Raw genomic sequence first — 25913 nt, 5'->3', positions numbered from 1 at the left:
CTCAGGCGGTGTGCGGGTGCCGGGCCGATTCGTAGAGGGCGCGCGCCAGCGCGCGGTGGCGCGCCAGCAGGGGGTCGAGTTCCATGCCCACCAGGCGGCCGTCGCGCACCCGCACGCGGCCGTTGATCACGCTCAGCGCCACGTCCGCGCTCTGGCAGAACACCAGCGCGGCCACCGGGTCGTGGCCGGCACCGGCGTGCGCCACGCCACGCAGGTCGAAGGCCACCAGGTCGGCCGAGAGGCCGGGCACCAGCGCGCCGATGTCGTCGCGGCCCAGCACGCGCGCGCCGCCCAGGGTGGCGATCTCCAGCGCCTCGCGCGCGGTGAGCGCGGCGGGGCCGAAGCCCACGCGCTGCAGCAGCATCGCCTGGCGCACCTCGCCCAGCATGTGGGCGCCGTCGTTGGAGGCGCTGCCGTCCACGCCCAGGCCCACCGGCACGCCCGCGCGGCGCATCGCGCCCACCGGGGCGATGCCCGAGCCCAGGCGCATGTTGGAACACGGGCAGTGCGCCACGCCGGTGCCGGTGCGGCCGAACAGCGCGATGCCCGCCGGGTCGAGCTTGACGCAGTGCGCGTGCCACACGTCGCGCCCGACCCAGCCCAGGTCCTCGGCGTACTCGGCCGGCGTCATGCCGAACTTCTCGCGCGAGTAGGCCACGTCGTTGTCGTTCTCCGCCAGGTGCGTGTGCAGCGACACGCCGTGCGAGCGCGCGAGCACGGCCGATTCGCGCATCAGATCGCGCGAGACCGAGAACGGCGAACACGGCGCGAGCACGATGCGCCGCATGCTGTGGCGCGAGGCGTCGTGCCAGCGGCCGATCAGGCGCTCGCTGTCGGCCAGGATCGCGGCCTCGCTCTCCACCACCGAGTCGGGCGGCAGGCCGCCGGCGCTGCGGCCCACGCTCATGCTGCCGCGCGCGGCGTGGAAGCGCATGCCCATGGCGTCGGCGGCCTCGATGGAATCGTCCAACCGCGAGCCGTTGGGGAACAGGTAGAGGTGGTCGCTGGTGGTGGTGCAGCCCGAGAGCATCAGCTCGGCCATGGCCGTCTGCGTGGACACGCGCACCATCTCGGGCGTGAGCCGCGCCCACAGCAGGTAGAGGTTGTTGAGCCAGCCGAAAAGCTCGGCGTCCTGCGCCTCGGGCACCACGCGCGTGAGGCTCTGGTACATGTGGTGGTGGGTGTTCACCAGCCCGGGCATCAGCACGTGGCCCTGCAGGTCGATGGCTTCGGCGCCGCCGCTGGCGATCGCCTCGCGCCAGGGCGCCGGCAACTCGGCCGTGGGCCCGACCCACTCGATCACCGGCCCGTTCACCACCACGGCCCCGTCGGCGATCTCGCGCCGCTGGGCGTCCATGGTGACCACCACGTCGGCGTGGCGAAGGATCAGGGGGGCGGCGGCTGCCTGGGCAACAAGGTTCATGTCATTCCGTTCCGTGTGAAGTGCGCGCGGCCAGCAGGAACGAGCGCTCCTTGGACACCACGCCGTGGTAGAAAAGGTTGAGCACCACGGCCGCGCAGGTCCCCAGCACGATACCGCTGTGCGTAAAGGGGTGCGTCCAGGCCGGCAGGTGCTGGAAGAAGTTCGGCGACAGCGTGGGGATGAGCCCCAGGCCGATGGAGATGGCGATCACGTAGAGCGCGTGGCGCTCCTTGCCGTAGTCGATGGCGCCCAGGATGCGCACGCCCGTGGCCGCCACCATGCCGAACATCACGATGCCCGCACCGCCCAGCACGAAGGCGGGCACCGAGGCCACGATGTGCGCCACCTTGGGGAACAGCGCCAGCAGGACCAGGAAGCCGCCGGCCATCGCCGCCACGTAACGCGAGCGCACGCCAGTCACGGTGACGAGCCCGACGTTCTGCGAGAACGAGGTGTAGGGAAAGGTGTTGAACACGCCACCGATCAACGTGCCCAGGCCATCGGCGCGCAGGCCGCGCGTGAGCAGCTGCGGCGTCATGCGGCGGCCGGTGATCTCGCTGAGCGCCAGGAACATGCCGGTCGATTCGACCAGGGTGATCAGCATCACGATGCACATCGAGAGGATGGCCGTGAACTCGAAGCGCGGCAGGCCGAAGTGCAGCGGCGTGGTCACCGCCACCCAGCTGGCGTCCGACAGGCCGTCGAAGTTCATGTAGCCCAGCGCCAGCGACACCACCACGCCGGCCATCACGCCGAGCAGGATCGAGATGTTGGCCCACAGGCCCTTGGCGAAGCGCGTGATGCCCAGCACCACCAGCAGCACCAGCGCCGCGATCGCGAGCTTGGCCGGGTCGCCGTAGTCGGGGTTGGCCACGGCGTGCGCCACGCCGTCGACCATGCGCGTGACCGTAGGCTGCCCGCCCGCGGCCCAGTTGATCGCCACGCCCATGAGCGAGACGCCGATCAGCGTGATGACGGTGCCGGTGACCAGCGGCGGAAACACGCCCAGCAGCCGCCCCATGAGCGGCGCGACCAGCATGCCGAAGAGGCCGGCCACGATGGTGGCGCCGTAGATCGCCTGCAGGCCCAGCGAGGGGTCCAGGCCGATGGCGATCATCGGCCCGACGGCGGCGAAGGTCACGCCCATCATCACCGGCATGCGGATGCCGAAGCCCCACAGGCCCAGCGCCTGGATCAGCGTGGCGATGCCGGCGACCAGCAGGTCGGCGTTGATGAGGAAGGCGATGTCCGCCTTCGACAAACCCAGCGCACCGCCCACGATCAGCGGCACGGCGACGGTGCCGGCGTACATCACGAGAACGTGCTGCAGGCCCAGGGCCGCGCAGCGGGGAAGGGGCAATTTCTGGTGGACCGCGTCGCTCTCTGGGTTGTCTCCGGCGCCGGTCGTCTTGGTATCGGGAAGCATCTTGGGCCTTTCTGCCGGCTCGCGCACAAGGCGGCGCATCGGCCAGCGGGCGCAGTCTAGGAGCCCGGTTGCGCCAGCGCAAAGTCAATAAATCGCCCCAGGTGTGCACGAAAAGTGGACACCCCTGCCCGCCGCTTCAGGGCCCGACCAGCGCGCTCTCCAGGCCGTCGGTGACGTGCCGCGCCAGCACCTCGGCGGCCGCGCTCAGCGCCGGGCCCGCGCGCGTCACCAGCGCCAGGCCTTGTGGCCGCAGGCCGGCGTCGCGCAGCGGCACGAACAGCAGCCGGCCGGCGCGCACGTCGTCGGCCACATCGAGGCGGTTGAGCAGGGTGATGCCCATGCCCTGCGCCGCCAGCTGGCGCATGAGCGCGGTGGAGGTGGTCTCGATCACCGGCGACACGCTCACGGCGGAGCGGCCGAAGGCGCCGTCGAGGATGGGCCGCAGCGACATCGGGGCGGCCGGCAGGATGAGCGGGAACCCCAGGCAATCGGCCAGGGTGGTGGTGGCGCGGTCGGCCAGCGCATGGCCCGGCGGCACCACCGCGCCCAGCGGCCACTCGCTCTCGAACAGGGTGCGCAGGCCGGCGGTGGCGGGCACGTCGTAGGCCAGCGCCAGATCCGCGTCGCCCTCGGCCACGGCGCGCAGCACCCCGGCGATGGGCAGGTCCAGCAGCTTGAGGTGGATGCCCGGGTGCGCCGCGCGGCAGCGCTGCACCACGCCGGGCAGAAAGGCGCCGGCCAGCCCGGTGGTGGTGGCCAGCGAGGCCTCGCCCTGGTGCAGACCCCGCACCGCCTCGATGTGCTGGCGCACCGCGTCGAAGTCGCGCAGCGTGCTGCGCGCGTGGGCCAGCACGATCTCGCCGATGGGCGTGAGCTTGAGCTTGTTGTGGATGCGCTCGAACAGCGGCGCACCCAGCTCCTCCTCCAGGTTGAGGATCTGGCGGTTCACCGCCGTGGGCACCACATGCAGCTGCTCGGCGGCCTTGCGGATCGAGCCCGCGCGGACCACCTCGATGAAATAGCGCAGGACCTTGGCGTGCATGCCGCTCAGAACCGTTCGTCGGCCCCGAGAAAGCGCCACTGCCCCACCGGCAGGTTGCCCAGCAGCACCCGCCCGATGCGGATGCGCTTCAAGCCCACCACGTGCAGGCCCACCTGCTCGCACATGCGGCGGATCTGGCGCTTCTTGCCTTCGGTGAGCACAAAGCGCAGTTGCTCGGGGTTCTGCCAGTCCACCTGCGCAGGCCGCAGGGCCTGGCCGTCCAGGCTCAGGCCGTGGCGCAGCAGGGCCAGCTGCCGGGCGGGGAACACCGCCTGCACATCCTGCGCCACCAGGCCCGCGCCCTGCGGCCCGTTGGGCGCGAAGTGCACCCGCACCAGGTACTCCTTCTCCACGCCGCTGTTCTCGCCGATCAGGGTGCGCGCCACACGGCCGTCCTGCGTGAGCACGAGCAGGCCGGTGGAATCGATGTCGAGCCGGCCGGCCGGCGCCAGGTTGCGCGTGTGCTCGGGCAGGAAACGCCGGCCGTCCGCCGGCATGCGCGCATCGCCGCGCCACTGGCTGGGCGCGCCGATCAGCGTGGCCGCCGCCTCGTGGCCGTCTTCGGGCTGGCCGCTCACATACCCCACCGGCTTGTGCAGCAAGATGGTGACCTGCCCGCTCTGCTGGTGGCGCGCCTGCGGCGCGACCTCGACCTGCGCATCGGGCGGCACCGGCTGGCCCATCACCGCCGGCTGGCCGTTGACCTTGACCCAGCCGCGCGCGATCCATTCGTCGGCCTCGCGGCGCGAACACAGGCCGAGGTCGGCCATGCGCTTGTTGAGGCGCACTTCGCCGCGCACGTTGCCGACCCGCGCGAGGTCGGGCCGCAGGGGTTGGGACGGGCGCGGCGTGGGCGCGGGCGCACGCGGTGGGCGCGGCGGCTCGGCGCGCGAGGCACTGTGGACGGGCGCGGGCTGGCGCGGCGGCTTGGGCGCCGACGCCGACACGCTCTTGGCGCGCGCCGGGCCGGGCGGACGCACCGGAGCACGGCGCGGGGCGAAGGGATCGGAAGGGGGCTTGCTGGCAGCGCCCGGCTTCAGCTTGAGCGTGCGGGCGGCGGGTTTGTCGGTCGTCATGGGGGGATCATCCCTCATCCAGCGTGCCGGAGCGCAAGGCCGCCAGATCCAGCACGCGCAGCCCCCCGTAGTCCACGCGGATCCAGCCCTTGGCGGCCAGCGTGGTCAAAGCCTCGTTGACGCGCTGGCGCGAGAGGCCCACCAGGTAGGCCAGCTCCTGCTGGGTGATGCGCAGCACACCGCCCACGTTGGGCGAGAGCAGCGGGTGGAACAGCGAGGCCAGGTTGCGCGCCACGCGCAGGTCGGGGCTGTTGAGGCGGTCGATCTCGCGCGCCGCGATGAACTGGCCCAGGCGCTCGTTGAGCTGGTGCATCACGAAGCGGTTGAAGCCGATCGAGTGGTCCAGCAGCCAGTCGAAGGTCTCCACCGGCAGACCGGCCACGCGGCTGCGGCGCAAGGCGAGGATGTTGTAGCGGTACTGCTCGTGCTTGAGCACCGTGCCTTCGCCGAACCAGCCCCCCGGCGCCACGCCGGTGAAGGTGATCACCGGGCCCTGCGAATCGTCGTTGCTCATCTTGAGCAGGCCGTCGACCAGACCGAACCAGTAGGTGACCGGGCGGCCGAAGCGACAGATATGGTCGCCCGCCTCGGCATCGCCCACCACCAGCGCGGCCACGGCGCGCTCGCGCTCGGTGGGCGTGAGGCTTTTCAGCCAGGGAATCTCGGCCAGTTCCTCCTGCGTGGGTGGGCGCGCGCGGTCGCGCAGGACGGTGCCGGAACGGCGGGAGGTCAAGGCGCTCATGGGTGGGAATGGTCTAGGGAAAGTCCTAGGAGGGTTGACCCCAGATTGTCGTCGAACCGACAACATAACGTCAAACGAAGGCCTACCATGCGCAGCAGAACGGAATGTCTCAACCGGGACATTTCAAGCACCGGCGCCACGGCGCCGGCCTCAGGAGACACGCATGCAACACACGTTCCCCCGGCTGCTGCTGGGCCACGCGCAAAGCCACCCGGAGGGTGCGGCGATGCGCGAGAAGGAATACGGCATCTGGCAGACGACGACCTGGGCAGGTATGGCCGAGCTGGTGGAGCGCCTGGCCTGCGGGCTGCACCAGGCGGGCCTGCAGCGCGGCGAGCACATGGTGGTCATCGGCGCCAACCGCCCGCGCCTGTACGCCACGATGCTGGCCGCGCAGTCGCTGGGCGCGATCCCGATCCCGCTGTACCAGGACGCGGTGGCCGCCGAATGCGTCTTCCCGATCAACAACGCCGAGGTGCGCTTCTGCGTGGTGGAGGACCAGGAGCAGGTCGACAAGATGCTGGAGATCCGCGAGCGCTGCCCGCAGCTCAGCCACCTCTACTACGACGACCCGCGCGGCCTGCGCAACTACGACCAGCCCGGCCTGCGCAGCATGGCCTCGCTCATCGAAGCCGGCCAGGCCCACGCCAAGGCCCACCCCCAGCTGTTTCGCGAACAGGTGGAGCTGGGCCGCACCGAGGACGTGGCCGCCATGTTCTTCACCAGCGGCACCACCGGCAACCCCAAGGGCGTGGTGCACACCCACCAGACCCTCATCAACCGCGCCACCGTGGGCGCCAGATTCGACAAGCTCACGCGCGAAGACGAGATCCTGGCCTACCTGCCCCCGGCCTGGATCGGGCAGAACATCTTCAGCTACGCGCAGTGGCTGGTGGCCGGCTACGTGGTGAACTGCCCGGAGTCGGCCTCTACGGTCACGATCGACCTCAAGGAAGTCGGCCCGACCTACTACTTCGCGCCGCCGCGCATCTTCGAAGGCCTGCTCACCAGCGTGATGATCCGCATGGAAGACGCCGGCGCGATCAAGCGCGGCATGTTCCACCGCTTCATGGCGCTGGCCCGCCGCGTGGGCCCGGACCGCATGGACGGCAAACCCATCGGCCTGATCGACTCGATCAAGTACCGCCTGGGCGACTGGCTGGTCTACGGCCCGCTGCGCAACAACCTGGGCATGAGCCGCGTGCGCGTGGCCTACACCGCGGGCGAAGCCATCGGGCCCGACCTCTTCAGCTTCTACCGCTCCATCGGCATCAACATGAAGCAGCTCTACGGCTCCACCGAAACGGCCGTGTTCGTCTGCCTGCAGCCCGACCACGAGGCCCGCGCCGACACCGTGGGCGTGCCCTGCGAGGGTGTGGAGATCAAGCTCTCCGAGACCGGCGAGATCCTGGTCAAGTCCCCCGGCCTGCTCAAGGGCTACTACAAGAACGAGGCCGCCACGGCCGAGGTGCTCACCGCCGACGGCTGGTACCACACCAGCGACGCGGGCTTCATCGACGCCTCGGGGCACCTGAAGATCATCGACCGCGTCAAGGACGTGGGGCGGCTGAAGGGCGGCGCGCACGACGGCGCCATGTTCGCGCCCAAGTACGTGGAGAACAAGCTCAAGTTCTTCTCCCACATCAAGGAGGCCGTGGCCTACGGCGACCAGCGCGAGCGGGTCTGCGTGATGGTCAACATCGACTTCGAGGCGGTGGGCAACTGGGCCGAGCGGCGCAACCTGCCCTACGCGGGCTACACCGACCTGGCGCAGAAGCCCGAGGTGTACGAACTCATCCGCGAGTGCGTGGAGAAGGTCAACGCCGACCTCAGCCGAGACGAGCTGCTCGCGGGCAGCCAGATCAGCCGCTTCCTGGTGCTGCACAAGGAGCTGGACGCCGACGACGGCGAGCTCACCCGCACCAACAAGGTGCGCCGCGGCTTCATCGCCGAGAAGTACGGCGTGCTGGTCGAGGCGCTGTACGGCGGCAAGGCCGAGCAGTACATCCAGACGCAGGTGAAGTTCGAGGACGGGCGCACCGGCTCGGTCAGCGCCACGCTCAAACTGAGCGACGCGAAGACCTTCACCCCCGTCAAGGCCGCAGCCTGATTGAGCCAGACCCCAACATGACACAGAAGAAGATCGGCGACGTCGTCCTCAACGTCCAGAACATCAGCCTGCGCTTTGGCGGCGTCAAGGCGCTGACCGACATCAGCTTTGACGTGCGCGAGCACGAGGTGCGCGCCATCATCGGGCCCAACGGCGCGGGCAAGAGCTCCATGCTCAACTGCATCAACGGGGTGTACCAGCCCCAGGAGGGCTCGATCAGCTTCCGCGGCCGCACCTTCAGGCACATGAACAGCCGCCAGGTGGCCGAGATGGGCATCGCGCGCACCTTCCAGAACCTGGCCCTCTTCAAGGGCATGAGCGTGATCGACAACCTCATGACCGGGCGCAACCTGCGCATCAGGAGCGGGCTGCTCGCGCAGGCCTTCCGCAACCCCTTCGGCATCGGCGGCGCTCAGAAGGAAGAAGAAGCGCACCGCGAGTTCGTCGAACACATCATCGACTTCCTGGAGATCCAGGCCCACCGCAAGACGCCGGTGGGGCAGCTGCCCTACGGGCTGCAGAAGCGCGTGGACCTGGGCCGAGCGCTGGCCATGGAGCCGCAGGTGCTGCTGCTGGACGAGCCGATGGCGGGCATGAACCTGGAGGAGAAGCAGGACATGAGCCGCTTCATCCTGGACGTGAACGACGAGTTCGGCACCACCATCGTGCTGATCGAGCACGACATGGGCGTGGTGATGGACATCTCCGACCGCGTGGTGGTGCTGGACTACGGCAAGAAGATCGGCGACGGCACCCCCGAAGAGGTCCGCCGCAACGAGGAGGTCATCAGCGCCTACCTCGGCACGAGTCACTGAACGAGAACGACACCATGGCATTTTTTCTTGAGACTTTGTTCGGCGGCCTGATGGTGGGCATGCTGTATTCGCTGGTCGCGCTGGGCTTCGTGCTGATCTTCAAGGCCTCCGGCGTCTTCAACTTCGCCCAGGGCGCCATGGTGCTCTTCGCCGCCCTGGCCATGGCCCGCTTCTCCGAGTGGATCCCCCTGTGGACCGGCGTCGAGAACAAGTGGGTGGCCAACGCCGCGGCCTTCGTGGCGGCGGGCGCGCTCATGTTCGCCATGGCCTGGCTGATCGAGCGGCTGGTGCTGCGCCACCTGGTGAACCAGGAGGCCGCCACGCTGCTGATGGCCACGCTGGGCATCACCTACTTCATCGACGGCCTGGGCCAGAGCCTGTTCGGCAGCAACATCTACAAGATCGACATCGGCATGCCCAAGGACCCGGTGTTCGTGCTGGACTCGGTGTTCCAGGGCGGCCTGCTGCTCAACCAGGAAGACGTCATCGCCGCGGCCATCGCCGCCGCGATGGTGATCGCGCTCAGCCTGTTCTTCCAGAAGACGGCCACCGGCCGGGCCCTGCGCGCCGTGGCCGACGACCACCAGGCCGCGCAATCCATCGGCATCCCGCTCAACCGCATCTGGGTCATCGTCTGGTGCGTGGCCGGCCTCGTGGCGCTGGTGGCCGGGATGATCTGGGGCTCCAAGCTGGGCGTGCAGTTCTCGCTCACCACCATCGCGCTGCGCGCGCTGCCGGTGGTGATCCTGGGCGGCCTCACCTCGGTGCCCGGCGCCATCATCGGCGGCTTGATCATCGGCGTGGGCGAGAAGCTCTCCGAGGTCTACCTCGGGCCGTTCGTGGGCGGCGGCATCGAGATCTGGTTCGCCTATGTGCTGGCGCTGGTGTTCCTGCTGTTCCGGCCCCAGGGGCTGTTCGGCGAAAAGATCATCGATCGCGTGTGACCCAGAACAAAAAAGAGAAAGCCCGCCATGTTCTATCGTGAAAACGGTCAATTCAAGACCACCTACCGCGCCGACCAGCAGATCTTCCCGATCGCGCAGGACCGCTGGTTCATCCTGGCCCTGATCGCGCTGGCCTTCGTCGCCGTGCCCATGCTCGCCAGCGACTACCTGATGCGCGCCATCCTGATCCCCTTCCTGATCTTCTCGCTCGCCGCCGTGGGCGTGAACATCCTGGTCGGCTACTGCGGCCAGATCTCGCTGGGCTCGGGGGCCTTCATGGCCGTGGGGGCCTACGGCGCCTACAACTTCTTCGTGCGCGTGCCCGGCATGCCGTTGGTCCCGGCGCTGATCCTGGGTGGGTTGTGCGCCACGCTGTTCGGCATCCTGTTCGGCCTGCCCAGCCTGCGCGTGCGCGGCCTGTACCTCGCGGTGGCCACGCTGGCCGCGCAGTTCTTCGCCGACTGGATGTTCCTGCGCATCAAGTGGTTCACGCTGGACACGCCCTCGGGCTCGGTGGCGGTGTCCAACCTGCAGGTCTTCGGCCTGCCGCTGGAGAGCGCCGCGAGCAAGTACCTGTTCTGCCTGGCGGTGCTGGCGGTCATCGCGCTGCTGGCCAAGAACCTGGTGCGCAGCGCCATCGGCCGCGAGTGGATGGCGATCCGCGACATGGACGTGGCCGCCGCCGTGATCGGCATCCGCCCGATGTACGCCAAGCTCAGCGCTTTCGCAGTCAGCAGCTTCATCATCGGCGTGGCCGGCGCGCTCTGGGCCTTCGTCTACCTCGGCGCGTGGGAGCCCTCGGCGTTCTCCGTGGACTACTCCTTCCGCCTACTGTTCATGGTGATCATCGGCGGCCTGGGTTCCATCATGGGCAGCTTCTTCGGCGCGGCCTTCATCGTCGTGCTGCCCATCGCCCTGAGCCAGTTCCTGCCCTTCGTGGCCGGGCTGTTCGGCTTTGAAATTTCCACCACCGCGGTCTCGCACGCCGAGCTGATGATCTTCGGTGGGTTGATCGTGTGGTTCCTGATCGTCGAGCCCCATGGGCTGGCGCGGCTGTGGTCCATCGGCAAACAGAAGCTGCGCCTGTGGCCCTTCCCGCACTGAGCGGCAGGTTGCTCGCAAGTACCGATGTTTTTCGTGGTGTTTGAGCGTTTACTGAGTGTGTGTTTCAACCTTTCATGACATGGAGACAACTATGAAACTTCGCAAGATCGTTGTGGCCGCCACGGTGGCGCTCGCGGGCGCCGCGTCGCTGGTGTCGACCGCCGCACTGGCCCAGGCCAAGGAGCAGTACCTGCCCGTGCTGTCGTACCGCACCGGCGCCTACGCGCCCAACGGCACGCCCACCGCCAACGGCATCGTCGACTACTACAAGCTGGTCAACGCGCGCGGCGGCATCAACGGCGTCAAGCTGCTGGTGGAAGAGTGCGAAACCATGTACGACACGGCGCGCAGCGTGGAATGTTATGAACGCCTCAAGGGCAAGAACGGCGGCGCCGCGCTGATCCACCCCTGGGCCACTGGCGCGACCTTCGCGCTGACGGAAAAAGCCTCGGTCGACAAGATCCCGCTGATCACCACCGGCTATGGCCGCAGCGAGAGCGCCGACGGCACCATCTTCAAGTGGAACTTCCCGCTGCTGGGCACCTACTGGGTGGCGGCCGACGTGATCGTCCAGGCCATCGCACAGAAGGAAGGCGGCCTCGACAAGCTCAAGGGCAAGAAGATCGCCCTCGTGTACCACGACTCGCCGTTCGGCAAGGAACCGATCCCGCTGCTGCAGGAGCGCAGCAAGATGCACGGCTTCGAACTGCAGCTGCTGCCCGTGGCCGCGCCCGGCGTGGAACAGAAGGCCACCTGGCTGCAGATCCGCCAGTCGCGCCCCGACTACACCCTGCTCTGGGGCTGGGGCGTGATGAACTCCACCGCCCTGAAGGAAGCCCAGGCCACCGGCTACCCGCGCGAGAAGATGTACGGCGTGTGGTGGTCCAGTGCCGAGCCCGACGTGAAGGACGTGGGCCAGGGCGCCAAGGGCTACAACGGCGTCACGCTGCAGCACGGCACCGACAAGAACGCGCCCATCATCAAGGAGATCCTCGCCAAGCTGCACGACAAGAACCAGGGCACGGGCCCGCGCGACGAGGTCGGTGAAACCCTGTACCTGCGTGGCGTGGTCAGCGCCGCCATGGGTGTCGAAGGCATTCGCGCGGCGCAGGAGCGCTTCGGCAAGGGCAAGGTCATGACGGGTGAACAGGTGCGCTGGGGCCTGGAAAACCTGAACCTGACGCAGGCCAAGCTGGACGCGCTGGGCTTCAAGGGCGTGCTGCGCGGCCCCATCAGCACCTCGTGCGCCGACCACGTGGGCGCGGGCGCTGCGCGCATCCACACCTGGGACGGCACCAAGTGGACCTTCAGTTCCGACTGGATCGAGGCCGACCAGCAAATCATCAAGCCCATGGTGAAGACCACGGCCGCGAAGTACGCGGCCGAGAAAAAACTGACGGCCCGCACGCCGGCCGACTGCCAGAGTTAAGCACCCCCGCCGCGCTGCGCGCGCGGCGGTTCTCTCGCGGCTGGTTTTTCCAGCCGCCATCTGCCAGGGTGGCGCGCCGCCCTGGCAAATGGTCCCCAAGGAATCGGAATCTCCATGAACACGCCCACCACCGTTCTCAACGTCAACGGCATCGAGGTCATCTACAACCACGTCATCCTGGTGCTCAAGGGCGTCTCGCTGCAGGTGCCCCAGGGCCAGATCGCGGCCATCCTGGGCGGCAACGGCGCGGGCAAGACCACCACGCTGCGCGCCATCTCCAACCTGCTCAAGGGCGAGCGCGGCGAAGTCACCAAGGGCAGCATCGAACTGCGCGGCGAGCGCATCGAGAACCTCTCACCCGCCGACCTTGTGCAGCGCGGCGTGGTCCAGGTCATGGAGGGGCGCCACTGCTTCGCCCACCTCACCATCGAGGAAAACCTCATGACCGGCTCCTACACCCGCAAGAGCAAGGCCGAGGTCGCGGCCAACCTGGAGAAGGTCTACACCTACTTCCCGCGCCTGAAGACCCGGCGCACCAGCCAGGCCGCCTACACCTCGGGCGGCGAGCAGCAGATGTGCGCCATCGGCCGCGCCCTCATGACCAACCCCAGCGTGATGCTGCTCGACGAACCCTCCATGGGCCTGGCCCCGCAGATCGTCGAAGAGGTGTTCGAGATCGTCAAGGACCTCAACCAGAAGGAGAAGGTCACCTTCCTGCTGGCCGAGCAGAACACCAACATGGCGCTGAAGTACGCCGACTACGGCTACATCATGGAGAGCGGGCGCATCGTGATGGACGGCGTGGCCAGCGAGCTGCGCAACAACGAGGACGTCAAGGAGTTCTACCTCGGCATGGGCGGGGGCGAGCGCAAGTCCTTCAAGGACATCAAGAGCTACAAGCGGCGCAAGCGCTGGCTGGCCTGACTGTTCACGGACCCCGACCCGACACCCTCCTTCACTGGCTCTTCTCCATGAACGAATTCTTCGACGCCCTGGAAACCCGATCGCCCGAGCAACGCGAGCGCGAGCAGATGGGCGAGCTGGCCACCCAGGTGGCGCACGCCCAGCGGCACAGCACCGCCTTCGCCGAGATCCTGCGCGGCGTGGACGCGCAGGCGGTGAACAGCCGCGCGGCCCTGGCGCGCCTGCCCGTCACGCGCAAGACCGAGCTGCTCGAACGCCAGAAGGCCTCGCGCGCCAGCGACCCCTTCGGCGGTTTCTCCACGCTGCGCCGCGGCCCGGCCATGGCGCGCGTCTACGCCTCGCCCGGCCCGATCTACGAACCCGAGGGCGCCACGCGCGACTACTGGCGCGCCGGGCGCTGCCTCTACGCGGCGGGCTTCCGTGCCGGCGAGCTGGTGCACAACGCCTTCAGCTACCACATGACCCCGGGCGCCTTCATCCTGGAGTCCGGCGCCCACGCCGTGGGCTGCTCGGTCTTCCCCGCCGGCACCGGCCAGACCGAGCAGCAGCTGCAGGCCATCACCGAACTCCAGCCCGAGGCCTACACCGGCACACCCAGCTTCCTGCGCATCCTGGTGGAGAAGGCCCAGGCCGAGGGCATCGACATCGGCAGCATGCGCAAGGCCGTGGTGGGCGGCGAAGCATTGCCGCCCAGCCTGCGCGACTGGTTCGCCGAGCGCGGCGTGGCGGTCTACCAGAGCTACGCCACCGCCGACCTGGGCCTGGTGGCCTACGAGACGAGCGCGCGCGAGGGCCTGGTGGTGGACGAGGGCGTGATCGTCGAGATCGTGCGCCCGGGCACCGGAGAACCCGTGCCCGAGGGCGAGGTGGGCGAGCTGGTGGTCACCACCCTCAACCCGGCCTACCCGCTGATCCGCTTCGGCACCGGCGACCTCTCGGCCATCCTGCCCGGCGCCTGCCCGACCGGGCGCACCGCGCCGCGCATCAAGGGCTGGATGGGCCGCGCCGACCAGACCACCAAGGTGCGCGGCATGTTCGTGCACCCGGCCCAGGTGGCCGACATCGCGCGGCGCTTCCCCCAGGTGAAGAAGGCCCGCCTGGTGGTCAGCGGCGAGATGGCCAACGACCAGATGTGCCTGCGCGTGGAGGCCAGCGAGGCCGACAGCGGCCTGCGGCAGCAGATCGAGGCCGCCGTGCGCGAGGTCACCAAGCTGCGCGCCCAGGTCGAGCTCGTCCAGCCAGGCTCCCTGCCCAACGACGGCAAGGTGATCGAGGACGCGCGCAGCTACCAGTAGGAAAAGCCCCGCAACCATCGCGGAACTGACGCCAAACTGACGCCAAAAGTGCGCCAACGAGGGTTTTCCCCGGCCCGGAGCTAAGTAATTTCCGCGATACGGACAAGGGATGGCGGGGCTACGATCGCCCGGTAATCAACCTCTCAAGGAGCATCGTATGAAGAAGATCCTCGCCCTGGCGGCCTTGGCTGCAAGCATTTCGTCAGGCGCCTTCGCGCAGGGCTTCCCCAACAAGCCCATCTCCTTCGTGGTGCCCTTCGCCGCGGGCGGCCCGACGGACCTGGTGGCACGCCGCCTCGCCGAAGCCATGCGCAAGCCCCTGGGCGGCGCCAACATCGTGGTGGAAAACGCCGCCGGCGCCGGCGGCACCATCGGTGCCACCAAGGTGGCCCGGGCCGCGCCGGACGGCTATACCCTGCTGGTCTGGCACATCGGCATGGCCGCCACCACCAGCCTGTACCGCAAGCAGACCTTCAAGCCGCTCGAAGACTTCGAGTACCTGGGCGCGATCAACGACGTGCCCATGACCCTGCTGGGCAGCAACAAGCTCAACGCCAACACCTACCGCGACTTCGAGGCCTACATCCGCGCCAACGGCGGCAAGCTCAACCTGGCCCACGCCGGCCTGGGTTCCGCGTCGCACATCTGCGGCCTGATGTGGCAGTCGGCCATGAAGCTCGACAAGTCGCTGACCACCATCCCCTATGGCGGCACCGCACCGGCCATGAACGACCTCATCGGCGGCAACGTCGATGTGATGTGCGACCAGACCACCAACACCACCTCGCAGATCGAAGCCGGCCGCGTGAAGGCCTTCGCGGTCACCACCGCCAAGCGCCTGGACAGCCACAAGCTGCTCAAGGACTACCCCTCGCTGCAGGAAATGGGCCTCAAGGACTTCAACCTGACCATCTGGCACGGCCTGTACGCCCCCAAGGGCACGCCGCCCGATGTGACCAAGAAGCTCAACGAAGCCCTGCAGGTGGCCCTGAAGGACCCGGCTTTCATCAAGAGCCAGATCGACCTGGGCGCCATCGTGGTGACCGACAACCGCGTCACGCCGGCCGGCCACAAGGCCTTCGTGGCCAGCGAAATCGCCAAGCTCAAGGCCGCCATCGACGGCGCCGGCCAGTACGCCGACTGATTTCGTGCCGCACGCCCGAAAGGGCGGCTCCATGCAAGCCGCCCTCGGGCGGCTTTTCTTTTTGCCACCCAAGGAGACATCGCATGGACGACAAGCTGTTTTCCGCCTCGCGCCGCCACCACCTGCGGACCCTGGCCGCCGCCACCGCCGCCCTGGGCCTGCCAGGCCTTGGCTGGGCGCAGGCCTGGCCGAGCAAACCGGTGCGCATCGTCGTGCCGTTCGCGCCCGGCGGCACCACCGACATCCTGGCCCGTGTGCTGGCGCCCGAGCTGAGCAAGACCCTGGGGCAGTCCTTCGTGGTGGAAAACCGCGCGGGGGCCGGCGGCAACATCGGCGCCGAGGTGGTCGCCAAGTCGCCGGGCGACGGCTACACCCTGCTCATGGGCACGGTGGGCACGCACGGCATCAACAAGTCGCTCTACGACAAGCTGCCCTACGACCCGCAGAAGGACTTCGCGCCCATCACCCTGGTGGCCGGCGTGCCCAACGTGATGGTGATGGGCACCAAGCGGGCGCAGGCCCTGGGCATCACCAGCGTGGCCGACTTCGTGAAGTACGCCAAGGCACACCCCGGCCGGCTGAACATGGCCTCCAGTGGCAACGGCACCTCCATCCACCTGGCGGGCGAGCTGTTCAAGTCGCGCACCGGCATCTTCATGACGCACATTCCCTACCGCGGCTCCGGACCGGCGCTGACCGATCTGCTGGCGGGCTCGATCGACGTGATGTTCGACAACCTGCCCTCGGCGATGCCGCACATCCAGGCCGGCAACCTCAAGGCCTTCGCGGTGACCAGCGCGGTGCGCTCGTCGGCCCTGCCCGACGTGCCCACGGTGGCCGAGGCCGGCAACCTGCCCGGCTTCGAAGCCAGTTCGTGGTTCGGCCTGCTCGCGCCCACCGGCACGCCGACCGAGGTGGTGAACCGGCTGCAGCAGGAGACCGCCAAGGCCCTGAACCTGCCGGCGGTGAAAGAGCGCCTGGTGGCCCAGGGCGCCATCCCCAGCGGCAACACACCGGCCGAATTCGCGCGCCTGATCGACGCCGAGACCACCAAGTGGGCCGCCGTGGTCAAGGCCTCCGGCGCCCGCGTGGACTGAAGAACCCGCGCAGCGGCGCGGCCCGCAACGAAAGAAGTGCACCCTCCAGAGGCATCAAGGGTCCGGCAGCACCGGCCCGCGATGCCGTCCCCCCTCGAAGCGCCGAAGGCGCGCCACGGAGGGGGGAAGCCGCGCAGCGGCGCAGGGGGGTGTTTCTCCTCACACTCCCCAGACGATCTCGACGTTCGCCTTCTCGCAGCGCTCCAGCATCTCGATGAAAGGCGCCGCGCGCATGCGCAGGCTCACCGGATCGATCTGCGCGTCGTCGTGGTGGCCGTCCGCTTCCGCTTTCTCTTTCTGTTTCTGACGGGCCGCGTCGTCCGCCGCCACGGCGGCCCGGATCTTCTGCACGGCCGCGTCCATTTCGCCGGGCTGGATGATGCCGGGGCCCGACAGACGCTTGCCCAGGATCTCGAGCATGCGTTGGCCGTGCTGCTGCAGCATGACGAGGTCGCCCGTTTCGCGGGACTTGAATCGATACACAGACATGAGTGCCTCCGGGGGTGGTGAGGTAAGACCATTCTTGCACCTACACGCCATGGAAAACCAGGGGATTTGTAGGAAGGACGTCCCGACGGATGTAGGACGCATGGCCCGGGGCGTCGCCGCAGCCGAATGGGCTACGGGTTTACCCGATTGGAGTTGTATATTTTAAACCTAAACTAATTAGGCATGAAAACATCCGTTCCAGCGCTTCGGCGCATCCTGTGCATCGGTGGCGGCCCGGCGGGCCTGTACTTCGCTCTGCTCATGAAGCGGCGCGACCCCTCGCTCACCGTCACGGTGGTCGAGCGCAACCGGCCGTTCGACACCTTCGGCTGGGGCGTGGTGCTGTCGGACCAGACCCTGGGCAACCTGCGCGAAGCCGACCCCGAATCGGCCGCGCTGATCGGTGAGGCCTTCAACCACTGGGACGACATCGAGGTCTTCTTCAAGGGCGGCCGCGTGCGGTCCGGCGGCCATGGCTTCTGCGGCATCGGCCGCAAGAAGCTGCTCAACATCCTGCAGGAGCGTTGCCTGGCGCTGGGCGTGAACCTGGTGTTCGAGACCGACGTGACCGACGACCAGGCGCTCGCGGCGCAATACGAGGCCGACCTGGTGATCGCCAGCGACGGCCTCAACAGCCGCATCCGCACGCGCTACGCCGACACCTTCCAGCCCGACATCGACACCCGGCAATGCCGCTTCGTCTGGCTCGGCACCAAGAAGACCTTCGACGCCTTCACCTTCGCCTTCGTGCAGACCGAACACGGCTGGTTCCAGGCGCACGCCTACAAGTTCGACGGCGAGACCTCCACCTTCATCGTGGAGACGCCCGAGGAGGTCTGGAAGGCGCACGGCATCGACCAGATGAGCCAGGAAGACGGCGTGGCCTTCTGCGAGAAGCTGTTCGCCCCCTACCTCGACGGCCACGCCCTCATCAGCAACGCCTCGCACCTGCGCGGCTCGGCGATCTGGATCCGCTTCCCGCGCGTGATCTGCCACACCTGGGTGCACTGGCAAGAGATTGCTCGCCCCCACGCTCCACCGCTGCGCGGGTCGCTGCCCCCCGAGGGGGCTGATCCGACTTGGGGCAGCCCGGCGCCGGATCACGGCGGCCGCAAGACCCCCATCGTGCTCATGGGCGACGCCGCGCACACCGCGCACTTCTCCATCGGCAGCGGCACCAAGCTCGCGCTGGAAGACGCGATCGACCTGGCCGACGAGTTCTCGCGCCACGCGAACGCCGACGTGGCCGAGGTGCTGCAAGGCTACGAGGCGCGCCGCAGCGTGGAGGTGCTCAAGATCCAGAACGCCGCGCGCAACTCCACCGAGTGGTTCGAGAACGTGGACCGCTACACCGGCATGGAGGTCGAGCAGTTCGCCTACTCGCTGCTCACGCGCAGCCAGCGCATCAGCCACGAGAACCTGCGCCTGCGCGACGCGAAGTGGCTCGAAGGGTATGAAGCCTGGCTGCAGACCCAGGCCCAACCCGGCGTGCCGGTGAAGAAGCACCCCACGCCGCCCATGCTGCTGCCGCTCACGGTGCGCGGCCTCACGCTGAAGAACCGCATCGTGGTCTCGCCGATGGCGCAGTACAGCGCGGTCGACGGCGTGGTGGGCGACTACCACCTGGTGCACCTGGGCGCGCGCGCCATGGGCGGCGCCGCGCTGGTGATGGTGGAGATGACCAGCCCCACGCCCGAAGGCCGCATCACCCCCGGCTGCCCGGGCCTGTGGAACGAGGCGCAGCAGGCCGGCCTGAAACGCATCGTCGATTTCGTGCACGGCCACAGCAGCGCCAAGATCGGCCTGCAGCTGGGCCACAGCGGCGCCAAGGGCTCGACCCAGCTCGGCTGGGAACAGATCGACGAGCCCCTGCCCAGTGGCAACTGGCCGCTGCTCTCGGCCAGCGCCGTGCCGTATGGTGAACAGAACCAGGTGCCGCGCGCCATGACGCGCGCCGACATGGACGCCATGACGGCGGCCTTCGTCGCTTCCACCCAGCGCGCGGCCGAGGCCGGCTTCGACTGGCTGGAACTGCACGCGGCCCACGGTTACCTGCTGTCCAGCTTCATCACCCCCCTCACCAACCAGCGCACCGACGACTACGGCGGCTCGCTCGCCAACCGCTGCCGCTACCCGCTGGAGGTGTTCACCGCCATGCGCGCGGCGTGGCCGGCCGACAAGCCGTTCAGCGTGCGCATCTCCGCGCACGACTGGGCGCCGGGCGGCAACACGCCGGACGACGCGGTCGAGATCGCGCGCCTCTTCAAGGCCGCCGGCTGCGACCTGATCGACGTGTCCTCGGGCCAGACCACGCGCGCGGCCAAGCCGGTGTACGGCCGCATGTACCAGACGCCGTTCGCCGACCGCGTGCGCAACGAGGCCGGCATCCTCACCATGGCGGTGGGCGCGATCACCGAAGCCGACCACGCCAACAGCATCATCGCGGCCGGCCGCGCCGACCTCTGCGCCGTGGCGCGCCCGCACCTGGCCGACCCGGCCTGGACGCTGCACGAAGCCGCCAAGCTGCAGACCCGCGCCATCGAATGGCCGCGCCCCTACGAGAGCGGGCGCGACCAGCTCTACCGCGAGATCGCCCGCCAGCAAGCCCTCAACGCCCCAGCACCATGACCCCTCCTTCACCACTCGACCTCGAAGCCCGCGCCCACAGCGAACACGCGCACGAGCTGCGCCTGTGGCTGCGGCTGCTGACCTGCTCGCAACTGATCGAGAAGCGCGTGCGCGCCGGCCTGCGCGAGCAGTTCGACACCACGCTGCCGCGCTTCGACCTCATGGCCCAGCTCGAACGCCACCCCGACGGGCTGAAGATGAAGGAGCTCTCGCACCGGCTCATGGTCACGGGCGGCAACGTCACCGGCATCACCGACCAGCTCGTCAACGAAGGCCTGGTGGAGCGCATGGGCGTGGACGGCGACCGGCGCGCCTTCCGCGTGCGCCTCACGCCGCACGGCCGCGCCAGCTTCGTCGAGATGGCCCAGCAGCACGAGAGCTGGATCGTCGAGGCCTTCGAAGGCCTGAGCCCGCGCGACCTGGACAGCCTGCACAAGCTGCTGGGCAAAGTGAAACAGCACCAGCTCGAACTCAACCAGCGGATAGAGGAATGAACACCCCCGCCGCGCTTCGCGCGACCCCCTCCAGGGGGCGATGCCGACGGCCCGGCAAAGCCGGTTCCGTGGCATCCCTGGGCAAGACACGTGCTTCGCAAGGACTTTGAATGAAACACCCCATCCCCGACCACAACCCGATGCGCGGCCAGTACGGCCCCAAGGCCACGCCCGCCCCCACCCACTTCGCGCTCCGCGTGGGCGACGACGGCGTGGCCACCGTCACGCTCAACCGGCCCGAGCGCAAGAACCCGCTGACCTTCGACTCCTACGCGGAATTGCGCGACTGGTTCCTCGGCCTGCAGAAGGCCACCGACGTGCGCGCCGTGGTGCTCACCGGCGCGGGCGACAACTTCTGCTCGGGCGGCGACGTGCACGAGATCATCGGCCCGCTCACGAAGATGAGCATGCCCGAGCTGCTGGCCTTCACGCGCATGACCGGCGCACTGGTGAGCGCCATGCGCGCCTGCCCGCAGCCCATCGTGGCCGCGATCGACGGCGTGTGCGCCGGTGCCGGTGCGATGATGGCCCTGGCCTCCGACCTGCGCCTGGGCACGCCGCAGACGAACACCGCCTTCCTGTTCACCCGCGTGGGCCTCGCGGGCGCCGACATGGGCGCCTGCGCGCTGCTGCCGCGCATGATCGGCCAGGGCCGCGCCAGCGAGCTGCTGTTCACCGGCCGCGCCATGAGCGCCACCGAAGGCCACGCCTGGGGTTTCTTCAACGCGCTGCACGACAGCGCCGCGCTGCTGCCCGCCGCGCACAAGCTCGCCGCGCAACTCGCGCAGGGCCCGACCTTCGCGCACGGCATGACCAAGACCATGCTGCACCAGGAATGGGCCATGACGCTGGACCAGGCGATCGAGGCCGAGGCCCAGGCCCAGGCCATCTGCATGCAGACGCAGGACTTCCGCCGCGCCTACGAGGCCTTCGCGGCCAAGCAGCGCCCGGTCTTCGAAGGAGATTGACGTGGTCGCCTTCGAACACCCGCACGGCCTGCGCCCACCCCAAGCGCAGTGGGAACTGCCTTTCTTCGACGCCCACCACCGCGAGATGGCGCCGCGCCTGGCCGACTGGGCCGCGCTGCAGGGTGTCGATGAAACCGACGACCGCGCCGCCTGCCGCGACTGGGTGGCACGCCTGGGCCAGGACGGCTGGCTGCGCTACTGCGTGCCCGGGGCGCACGGCGGCGCCCTGCCCTCGCTCGACTCGCGATCGCTGGTGATCCTGCGCGAAACCCTGGCCTTCCACTCCCCGCTGGCCGACTTCGCCTTCGCCATGCAGGGCCTGGGCAGCGGCGCCATCACGCTCGCCGGCACCCCGGCCCAGAAAGCGCGCTACCTGAGCGCGGTCGCCAGCGGCCAGAAGATCGCCGCCTTCGCGCTCAGCGAGCCCGACGCCGGCTCCGACGTGGCCGCCATGGCCACGCGCGCCACGCAGGCGGCGGGCGGCTGGGCGCTCGACGGCAGCAAGACCTGGATCAGCAACGGCGACCTGGCCGACTTCTACGTCGTCTTCGCCAAGACCGACCCCGAGGCCGGCGCGCGCGGCATCAGCGCCTTCATCGTCGACGCCCGGCAACCCGGCCTGGACAGCAGCGAACACCTCCACGTGATGGCCCCGCACCCGCTGGCCACGCTGCGCTTCAGCGGCTGCGCCGTCGGCCCCGACGCCATGGTCGGCCCGCTGCACGGCGGCTTCAAGCTCGCCATGCAGACGCTGGACATCTTCCGCGCCTCGGTCGCCGCCGCCGCGCTGGGCATGGCGCGGCGCGCCTTCGCCGAAAGCGTCGCGCACGCCAAGCAGCGCAAGATGTTCGGCCAGACCCTGGCCGACTTCCAGCTCACGCAGGCCCGGCTCGGCGAGATGAGCGCGCTCATCGACGCCGCCGCCGTGCTCACCTACCGCGCCGCCTGGCAGCGCGACTGCAGCGCCACGCAGGGCGCGGGCACGCCGGCCTACACCACGGCCGCGGCCACCGCCAAGCTCACCGCCACCGAAAACGCGCAGCGCGTGATCGACATGGCGCTGCAGATGTTCGGCGGGCGCGGCGTGCAGGTGGGCCAGAAGGTCGAGAGCCTGTACCGCGACATCCGTTCGCTGCGCATCTACGAGGGTGCGAGCGAGGTTCAACTGTTGATCCTCGGCAAGGCCGCGCTGAAGTCATGATGAAAATCGCCATCCCGTCCGCCCAGCCCGACCACTTCGTGCACGACCGCCTGCCCCCGCCGGCGCAGTGGCCGGAACTGCGCTTCGACCGGCCCGAGCTGCAACTGCCCGCGCAGGTCAACGCCGTGCACGCGCTGTTCCAGCGCGCCATCGCGGCGGGCCATGGCGACCGCCCGCTGTTCCGCAGCGAGGAGCGCACGCTGACCTACGCGCAGGCGCAGCTCGAGGTGAACCGCATCGCCAACGCGCTCACGGTGGAGCTGGGCCTGGTGCCCGGCAACCGCGTGCTGCTGCGCGGCGGCAACTCGGTGGCCATGGCGCTGGCCTGGCTGGGCACGGTGCAGGCCGGCCTGATCGCGGTGGCCACCATGCCGCTGCTGCGCGCGAAGGAACTCGGCGCCATCCTCACCAAGGCCCAGCCCTCGGTGGCGCTGTGCGACGGGAAACTGCAGGACGAGCTCAAGGCGGCGCTCGCCGCCGACCCCGCCATGGCCGGCATGAAGCTGCTGACCTTCAACACGGCCGAAGGGGAGGCGCCGCACTCGCTCGAAGCCCTGGCGCGGCGCCAGTGCGAACACGGCACGCCCTGCCCCACCGCCGCCACCGACATCGCGCTGCTGGCCTTCACCTCGGGCACCACCGGCACACCCAAGGCCGCCGTGCACACCCACCGCGACGTGCTCGCCGCCTGCGAGACCTGGCCGCGCCACGTGCTGCGCGCCACGCCGGACGACATCGTCATGGGCTCGCCGCCGCTGGCCTTCACCTTCGGCCTGGGCGGCCTGCTGGTCTTCCCCATGTGGGCCGGCGCCTCGGTCTACTTCCCGTCCATCCCCTACACGCCCGAGGCCATGGTGCAGCTCATCGGCCGCGTCGGCGCCACCATCTGCTACACCGCGCCCACCTTCTACCGCCAGATGGCCGCGTTCGCGCGCCAGCACGGCATCGGCCGCCTGCGCATCAGCGTGAGCGCCGGCGAGGGCCTGCCCGATGCCACGCGCCAGCTCTGGAAGGAAGCCAGCGGGCTGGAGATGCTCGACGGCATCGGCGCCACCGAGATGTTCCACATCTTCATCTCCTCCCCGCCCGAGGCGGTGCGCCGCGGCGCCATCGGCCAGGTGGTGCCGGGCTACGAAGCGCGCGTGGTGGACGACGAAGGCCGGCCGCTGCCCGTGGGCGAGGTCGGCAAGCTCGCCGTGATCGGCCCGACCGGCTGCAAGTACCTGGACGAACCGCGCCAGACCCAGTACGTGCGCGACGGCTGGAACTTCCCCGGCGACGCCTTCCGCCAGGACGCCGACGGCTACTTCTTCTACCAGGCGCGCACCGACGACATGATCATCACCGCCGGCTACAACGTGGCCGGCCCCGAGGTGGAGGCCGCGCTGCTGCAGCACCCGGCGGTGGCCGAGTGCGGCGTGGTCGGCAAGGCCGACGAGGAGCGCGGCCAGATCGTGCTGGCCTATGTGGTGCTCAAACCCGGCGAAGCCGCCGACGCGGCGCAGGTCAAGGCGCTGCAGGAGCACGTGAAGCAGAACATGGCGCCCTACAAATACCCGCGCGAGGTGGTCTTCGTGAACCAGCTCCCGCGCACCGAAACCGGCAAGCTGCAGCGCTTCGCGCTGCGCCAGCAAGCCCAACAACATCGAAGCCAACCGACATGATGAAACACCTGCAACCGCCCGGCTGGGCAGCACCCAGGGGCTACGCCAACGGCATCGCCGCGCGCGGCACCCACGTCTACGTGGGCGGCCAGATCGGCTGGAACGCCGCCCAGGTGTTCGAGAGCGACGACTTCATCGCCCAGACGCGCCAGACCCTGCTCAACGTGCGCGACGTGCTCGCCTGCGCCGAGGCCGGGCCGCAGCACATGGTGCGCATGACCTGGTACGTGATCGACCGGGTGGAATACAACGCGCGCCTGCGCGAACTCGGCGAGGTCTACCGCGAGGTGATGGGCCGCCACTTCCCGGCCATGACCTGCGTGGAGGTGAGCGCGCTCATGGAAGCGCGCGCCAAGGTGGAGATCGAAGTCACGGCGGTGGTGCCGGACTGAGCGCGGGCGTGCACGCTGCAGTGCACCAAGACAACGACGGCGCAGGGGGCTCCTGGGTGCGGCCGCGGGTTTGATTCCAGAATGGCCGGTTCCGAAGGATGGTCCTTCGGGATTCACCCTTCGGAGGAGACCCATGAAAAGCACACGACTGTGGATGGCATTGCTGGCCTGCGGGTTGGCGACGGGCGCGATGGCGCAGGCCGGCAAGGACAACCTCGCCACGCTCAAGCAGATGAAGGTCTCGGGCGTCGACCTGAACATTCCGCCGGTGCCCCAGGAAGGTCGCAATGCCGAGGCGATCCGCGCCAACCTGCGGTCCGTGAAGCTGCCCCCGGGATTCAAGATCGAGTTGTACGCGGTGGTGCCCGACGCGCGCCACATGGCGGTGGCGCCCAGCACCAACATGCTGTTCGTGGGCACGCGCAAGACCCGCGTGTGGGCCGTGACCGACCGCAACGGCGACGGCACGGCCGACGAGGTCAAACCCTTCGCGCCTTCGCTCAACTTCAAGGTGCCCAATGGCGTGTGCTGGACCAAGGACGGCTTCCTCGTCGTGGTCGAGCACAACCGCGTGCTCAACTTCCCGGCCGCCGAGTTCTTCTACGAAGGCCCCGACGTGGCGGTGATCGAGGTGGTGGGCCAGGGCAAGCTGATCCCGGAGGAAGAGGAGTCCTTCAACCACGGCGCGCGCGTGTGCCGCGTGAGCGACGACGGCAAGCTCTACATCACGCTCGGCCAGCCGCACAACGTGCAGCCGGCGGGCAAGCTCGCGCTGTACGACCAGGTCGGCATCGGCGGCATCGTGCGCCTGAACCCCTTCGACGGCTCCGGGCGCGAGGTGTTCGCGCGCGGCGTGCGCAACTCGGTGGGCATGGACATCAACCCCAAGGACAAGACGGTGTGGTGGACCGACAACCAGACCGACGGGCTGGGCGACGAGGTGCCGCCCGGCGAGCTCAACCGCTCCACCGCCGCCGGCCAGCATTTCGGCTACCCCTACTGGAACGGCAAGTTCAAGGTGGCCGGCTCGGCCGCCGCGCCCGACCTCAAGGACATGAAGGAGCCGGCCAACGCGGTGTTCCCGCAGGTGGAGTTCCCGGCCCACCAGGCGCAGCTGGGCATGGCGTTCTACAACGGCAGCATGTTCCCCACCAAGTACCGGGGCGGCATGTTCGTGGCGGCCCACGGCTCCTGGAACCGCACCAAGGCCACGGGTGCGCTGATCAACTACGTACCGGTCAACGCCGACGGCACCGCCGGCAAGTCCGAGGTCTTCGCCGAAGGCTGGCTGGACGCCAACGGGGTCTACAAGGGCCGGCCGGTGGACGTGGCGCCGATGAAGGACGGCTCGCTGCTGATCTCGGACGACTACGTCGGCGCGATCTACCGCGTGACGTACTCGAATTGATGGGACACCCCCCTGCGCCGCTGACGCGGCTTCCCCCCTCCGTGGCGCGCCTTCGGCGCTTCGTGGGGGGACGGCAGCTTGGGCCGGCGGAGCCGGAC

The 25913-nt window shown here is 69.1% G+C and carries 22 protein-coding genes; 16 read left to right on the top strand and 6 right to left on the bottom strand.

The window, feature by feature from the left end; all coding sequences use genetic code 11:
- Position 1: 1 nt before the first annotated feature.
- The 5 genes from ABSY19_RS17540 to ABSY19_RS17520 all read right to left on the bottom strand — a co-directional run bounded on the left by ABSY19_RS17540 (position 2) and on the right by ABSY19_RS17520 (position 5709).
- A complete protein-coding gene (locus tag ABSY19_RS17540) occupies positions 2 to 1423 on the bottom strand; it encodes an 8-oxoguanine deaminase (protein WP_382154014.1) in 1422 nt (473 codons plus the stop codon).
- 1 nt (position 1424) lies between these two features.
- On the bottom strand, positions 1425 to 2849 hold the full coding sequence (locus ABSY19_RS17535) for a nucleobase:cation symporter-2 family protein (RefSeq protein WP_382154011.1): 1425 nt from the start codon (positions 2847 to 2849) through the stop codon (positions 1425 to 1427).
- A gap of 136 nt (positions 2850 to 2985) precedes the next feature.
- Positions 2986 to 3891, bottom strand: a complete 906-nt coding sequence (locus ABSY19_RS17530; RefSeq protein ID WP_382154008.1) for a LysR family transcriptional regulator — start codon at positions 3889 to 3891, stop codon at positions 2986 to 2988.
- A gap of 5 nt (positions 3892 to 3896) precedes the next feature.
- Entirely contained in the window at positions 3897 to 4967 is a 1071-nt protein-coding gene (locus tag ABSY19_RS17525; RefSeq protein ID WP_382154005.1) for a pseudouridine synthase, read from the bottom strand.
- A 7-nt stretch (positions 4968 to 4974) separates the two neighbouring features.
- Entirely contained in the window at positions 4975 to 5709 is a 735-nt protein-coding gene (locus ABSY19_RS17520) for a Crp/Fnr family transcriptional regulator (RefSeq protein ID WP_382154002.1), read from the bottom strand.
- Positions 5710 to 5872: 163 nt separating this feature from the next.
- On the opposite strand from ABSY19_RS17520, the gene ABSY19_RS17515 reads away from it, so the two are divergent.
- The 9 genes from ABSY19_RS17515 (at position 5873) to ABSY19_RS17475 (ending at position 16571) form a co-directional block, all read left to right on the top strand.
- Entirely contained in the window at positions 5873 to 7819 is a 1947-nt protein-coding gene (locus ABSY19_RS17515) for an AMP-binding protein (RefSeq protein ID WP_382153999.1), read from the top strand.
- Between the two features lie 17 nt (positions 7820 to 7836).
- Complete coding sequence (locus ABSY19_RS17510; protein ID WP_382153996.1) at positions 7837 to 8634, top strand: ABC transporter ATP-binding protein; 798 nt, start codon at positions 7837 to 7839, stop codon at positions 8632 to 8634.
- Positions 8635 to 8648: 14 nt separating this feature from the next.
- Complete coding sequence (locus tag ABSY19_RS17505) at positions 8649 to 9578, top strand: branched-chain amino acid ABC transporter permease (protein ID WP_382153993.1); 930 nt, start codon at positions 8649 to 8651, stop codon at positions 9576 to 9578.
- Positions 9579 to 9605: 27 nt separating this feature from the next.
- Positions 9606 to 10682 carry a branched-chain amino acid ABC transporter permease gene (locus ABSY19_RS17500; protein WP_382153990.1) on the top strand — a complete coding sequence of 359 codons (1077 nt, stop codon included), beginning with the start codon at positions 9606 to 9608 and terminating at the stop codon, positions 10680 to 10682.
- A 91-nt stretch (positions 10683 to 10773) separates the two neighbouring features.
- Positions 10774 to 12111, top strand: a complete 1338-nt coding sequence (locus ABSY19_RS17495) for an ABC transporter substrate-binding protein (protein WP_382153987.1) — start codon at positions 10774 to 10776, stop codon at positions 12109 to 12111.
- Between the two features lie 114 nt (positions 12112 to 12225).
- On the top strand, positions 12226 to 13035 hold the full coding sequence (locus tag ABSY19_RS17490; RefSeq protein ID WP_382153984.1) for an ABC transporter ATP-binding protein: 810 nt from the start codon (positions 12226 to 12228) through the stop codon (positions 13033 to 13035).
- A gap of 47 nt (positions 13036 to 13082) precedes the next feature.
- On the top strand, positions 13083 to 14330 hold the full coding sequence (locus ABSY19_RS17485; protein WP_382153981.1) for a phenylacetate--CoA ligase family protein: 1248 nt from the start codon (positions 13083 to 13085) through the stop codon (positions 14328 to 14330).
- A 157-nt stretch (positions 14331 to 14487) separates the two neighbouring features.
- Positions 14488 to 15474, top strand: coding sequence for a tripartite tricarboxylate transporter substrate-binding protein (locus tag ABSY19_RS17480; protein WP_382153979.1), 987 nt, complete (start codon positions 14488 to 14490; stop codon positions 15472 to 15474).
- 83 nt (positions 15475 to 15557) lie between these two features.
- Positions 15558 to 16571, top strand: a complete 1014-nt coding sequence (locus ABSY19_RS17475) for a Bug family tripartite tricarboxylate transporter substrate binding protein (RefSeq protein ID WP_382153976.1) — start codon at positions 15558 to 15560, stop codon at positions 16569 to 16571.
- Between the two features lie 159 nt (positions 16572 to 16730).
- On the opposite strand, the gene ABSY19_RS17470 is transcribed toward ABSY19_RS17475, so the two are convergent.
- Positions 16731 to 17060 (bottom strand): DUF1840 domain-containing protein, encoded by a 330-nt coding sequence (locus ABSY19_RS17470; protein ID WP_382153973.1) that lies wholly within the window; start codon positions 17058 to 17060, stop codon positions 16731 to 16733.
- Between the two features lie 183 nt (positions 17061 to 17243).
- Between ABSY19_RS17470 and ABSY19_RS17465 the strand changes: the two genes are divergently transcribed.
- From ABSY19_RS17465 to ABSY19_RS17435, 7 genes are all read left to right on the top strand, one after another.
- Positions 17244 to 19688: a bifunctional salicylyl-CoA 5-hydroxylase/oxidoreductase gene (locus ABSY19_RS17465; protein ID WP_382153970.1), complete on the top strand. Its 2445-nt coding sequence runs from the start codon at positions 17244 to 17246 to the stop codon at positions 19686 to 19688.
- Positions 19685 to 20182: a MarR family winged helix-turn-helix transcriptional regulator gene (locus tag ABSY19_RS17460; RefSeq protein WP_382153967.1), complete on the top strand. Its 498-nt coding sequence runs from the start codon at positions 19685 to 19687 to the stop codon at positions 20180 to 20182. Before ABSY19_RS17465 ends, ABSY19_RS17460 begins: the two co-directional genes overlap by 4 nt.
- A gap of 110 nt (positions 20183 to 20292) precedes the next feature.
- Entirely contained in the window at positions 20293 to 21150 is an 858-nt protein-coding gene (locus ABSY19_RS17455) for an enoyl-CoA hydratase family protein (RefSeq protein ID WP_382153964.1), read from the top strand.
- An 85-nt stretch (positions 21151 to 21235) separates the two neighbouring features.
- A complete protein-coding gene (locus ABSY19_RS17450; RefSeq protein ID WP_382163849.1) occupies positions 21236 to 22351 on the top strand; it encodes an acyl-CoA dehydrogenase family protein in 1116 nt (371 codons plus the stop codon).
- Positions 22351 to 24015: a benzoate-CoA ligase family protein gene (locus ABSY19_RS17445; protein WP_382153961.1), complete on the top strand. Its 1665-nt coding sequence runs from the start codon at positions 22351 to 22353 to the stop codon at positions 24013 to 24015. Before ABSY19_RS17450 ends, ABSY19_RS17445 begins: the two co-directional genes overlap by 1 nt.
- On the top strand, positions 24012 to 24407 hold the full coding sequence (locus tag ABSY19_RS17440; RefSeq protein WP_382153958.1) for a RidA family protein: 396 nt from the start codon (positions 24012 to 24014) through the stop codon (positions 24405 to 24407). The genes ABSY19_RS17445 and ABSY19_RS17440 overlap by 4 nt, the downstream gene beginning before the upstream one ends.
- 133 nt (positions 24408 to 24540) lie before the next feature.
- Positions 24541 to 25815, top strand: a complete 1275-nt coding sequence (locus ABSY19_RS17435) for a PQQ-dependent sugar dehydrogenase (RefSeq protein WP_382153955.1) — start codon at positions 24541 to 24543, stop codon at positions 25813 to 25815.
- Positions 25816 to 25913 lie beyond the last annotated feature (98 nt).

It is taken from the genome of Hydrogenophaga sp. ANAO-22 (assembly GCF_042466645.1).
Taxonomy (GTDB): Bacteria; Pseudomonadota; Gammaproteobacteria; order Burkholderiales; family Burkholderiaceae_C; genus Hydrogenophaga.
This window is presented reverse-complemented; position numbering and strand designations above follow the sequence as displayed.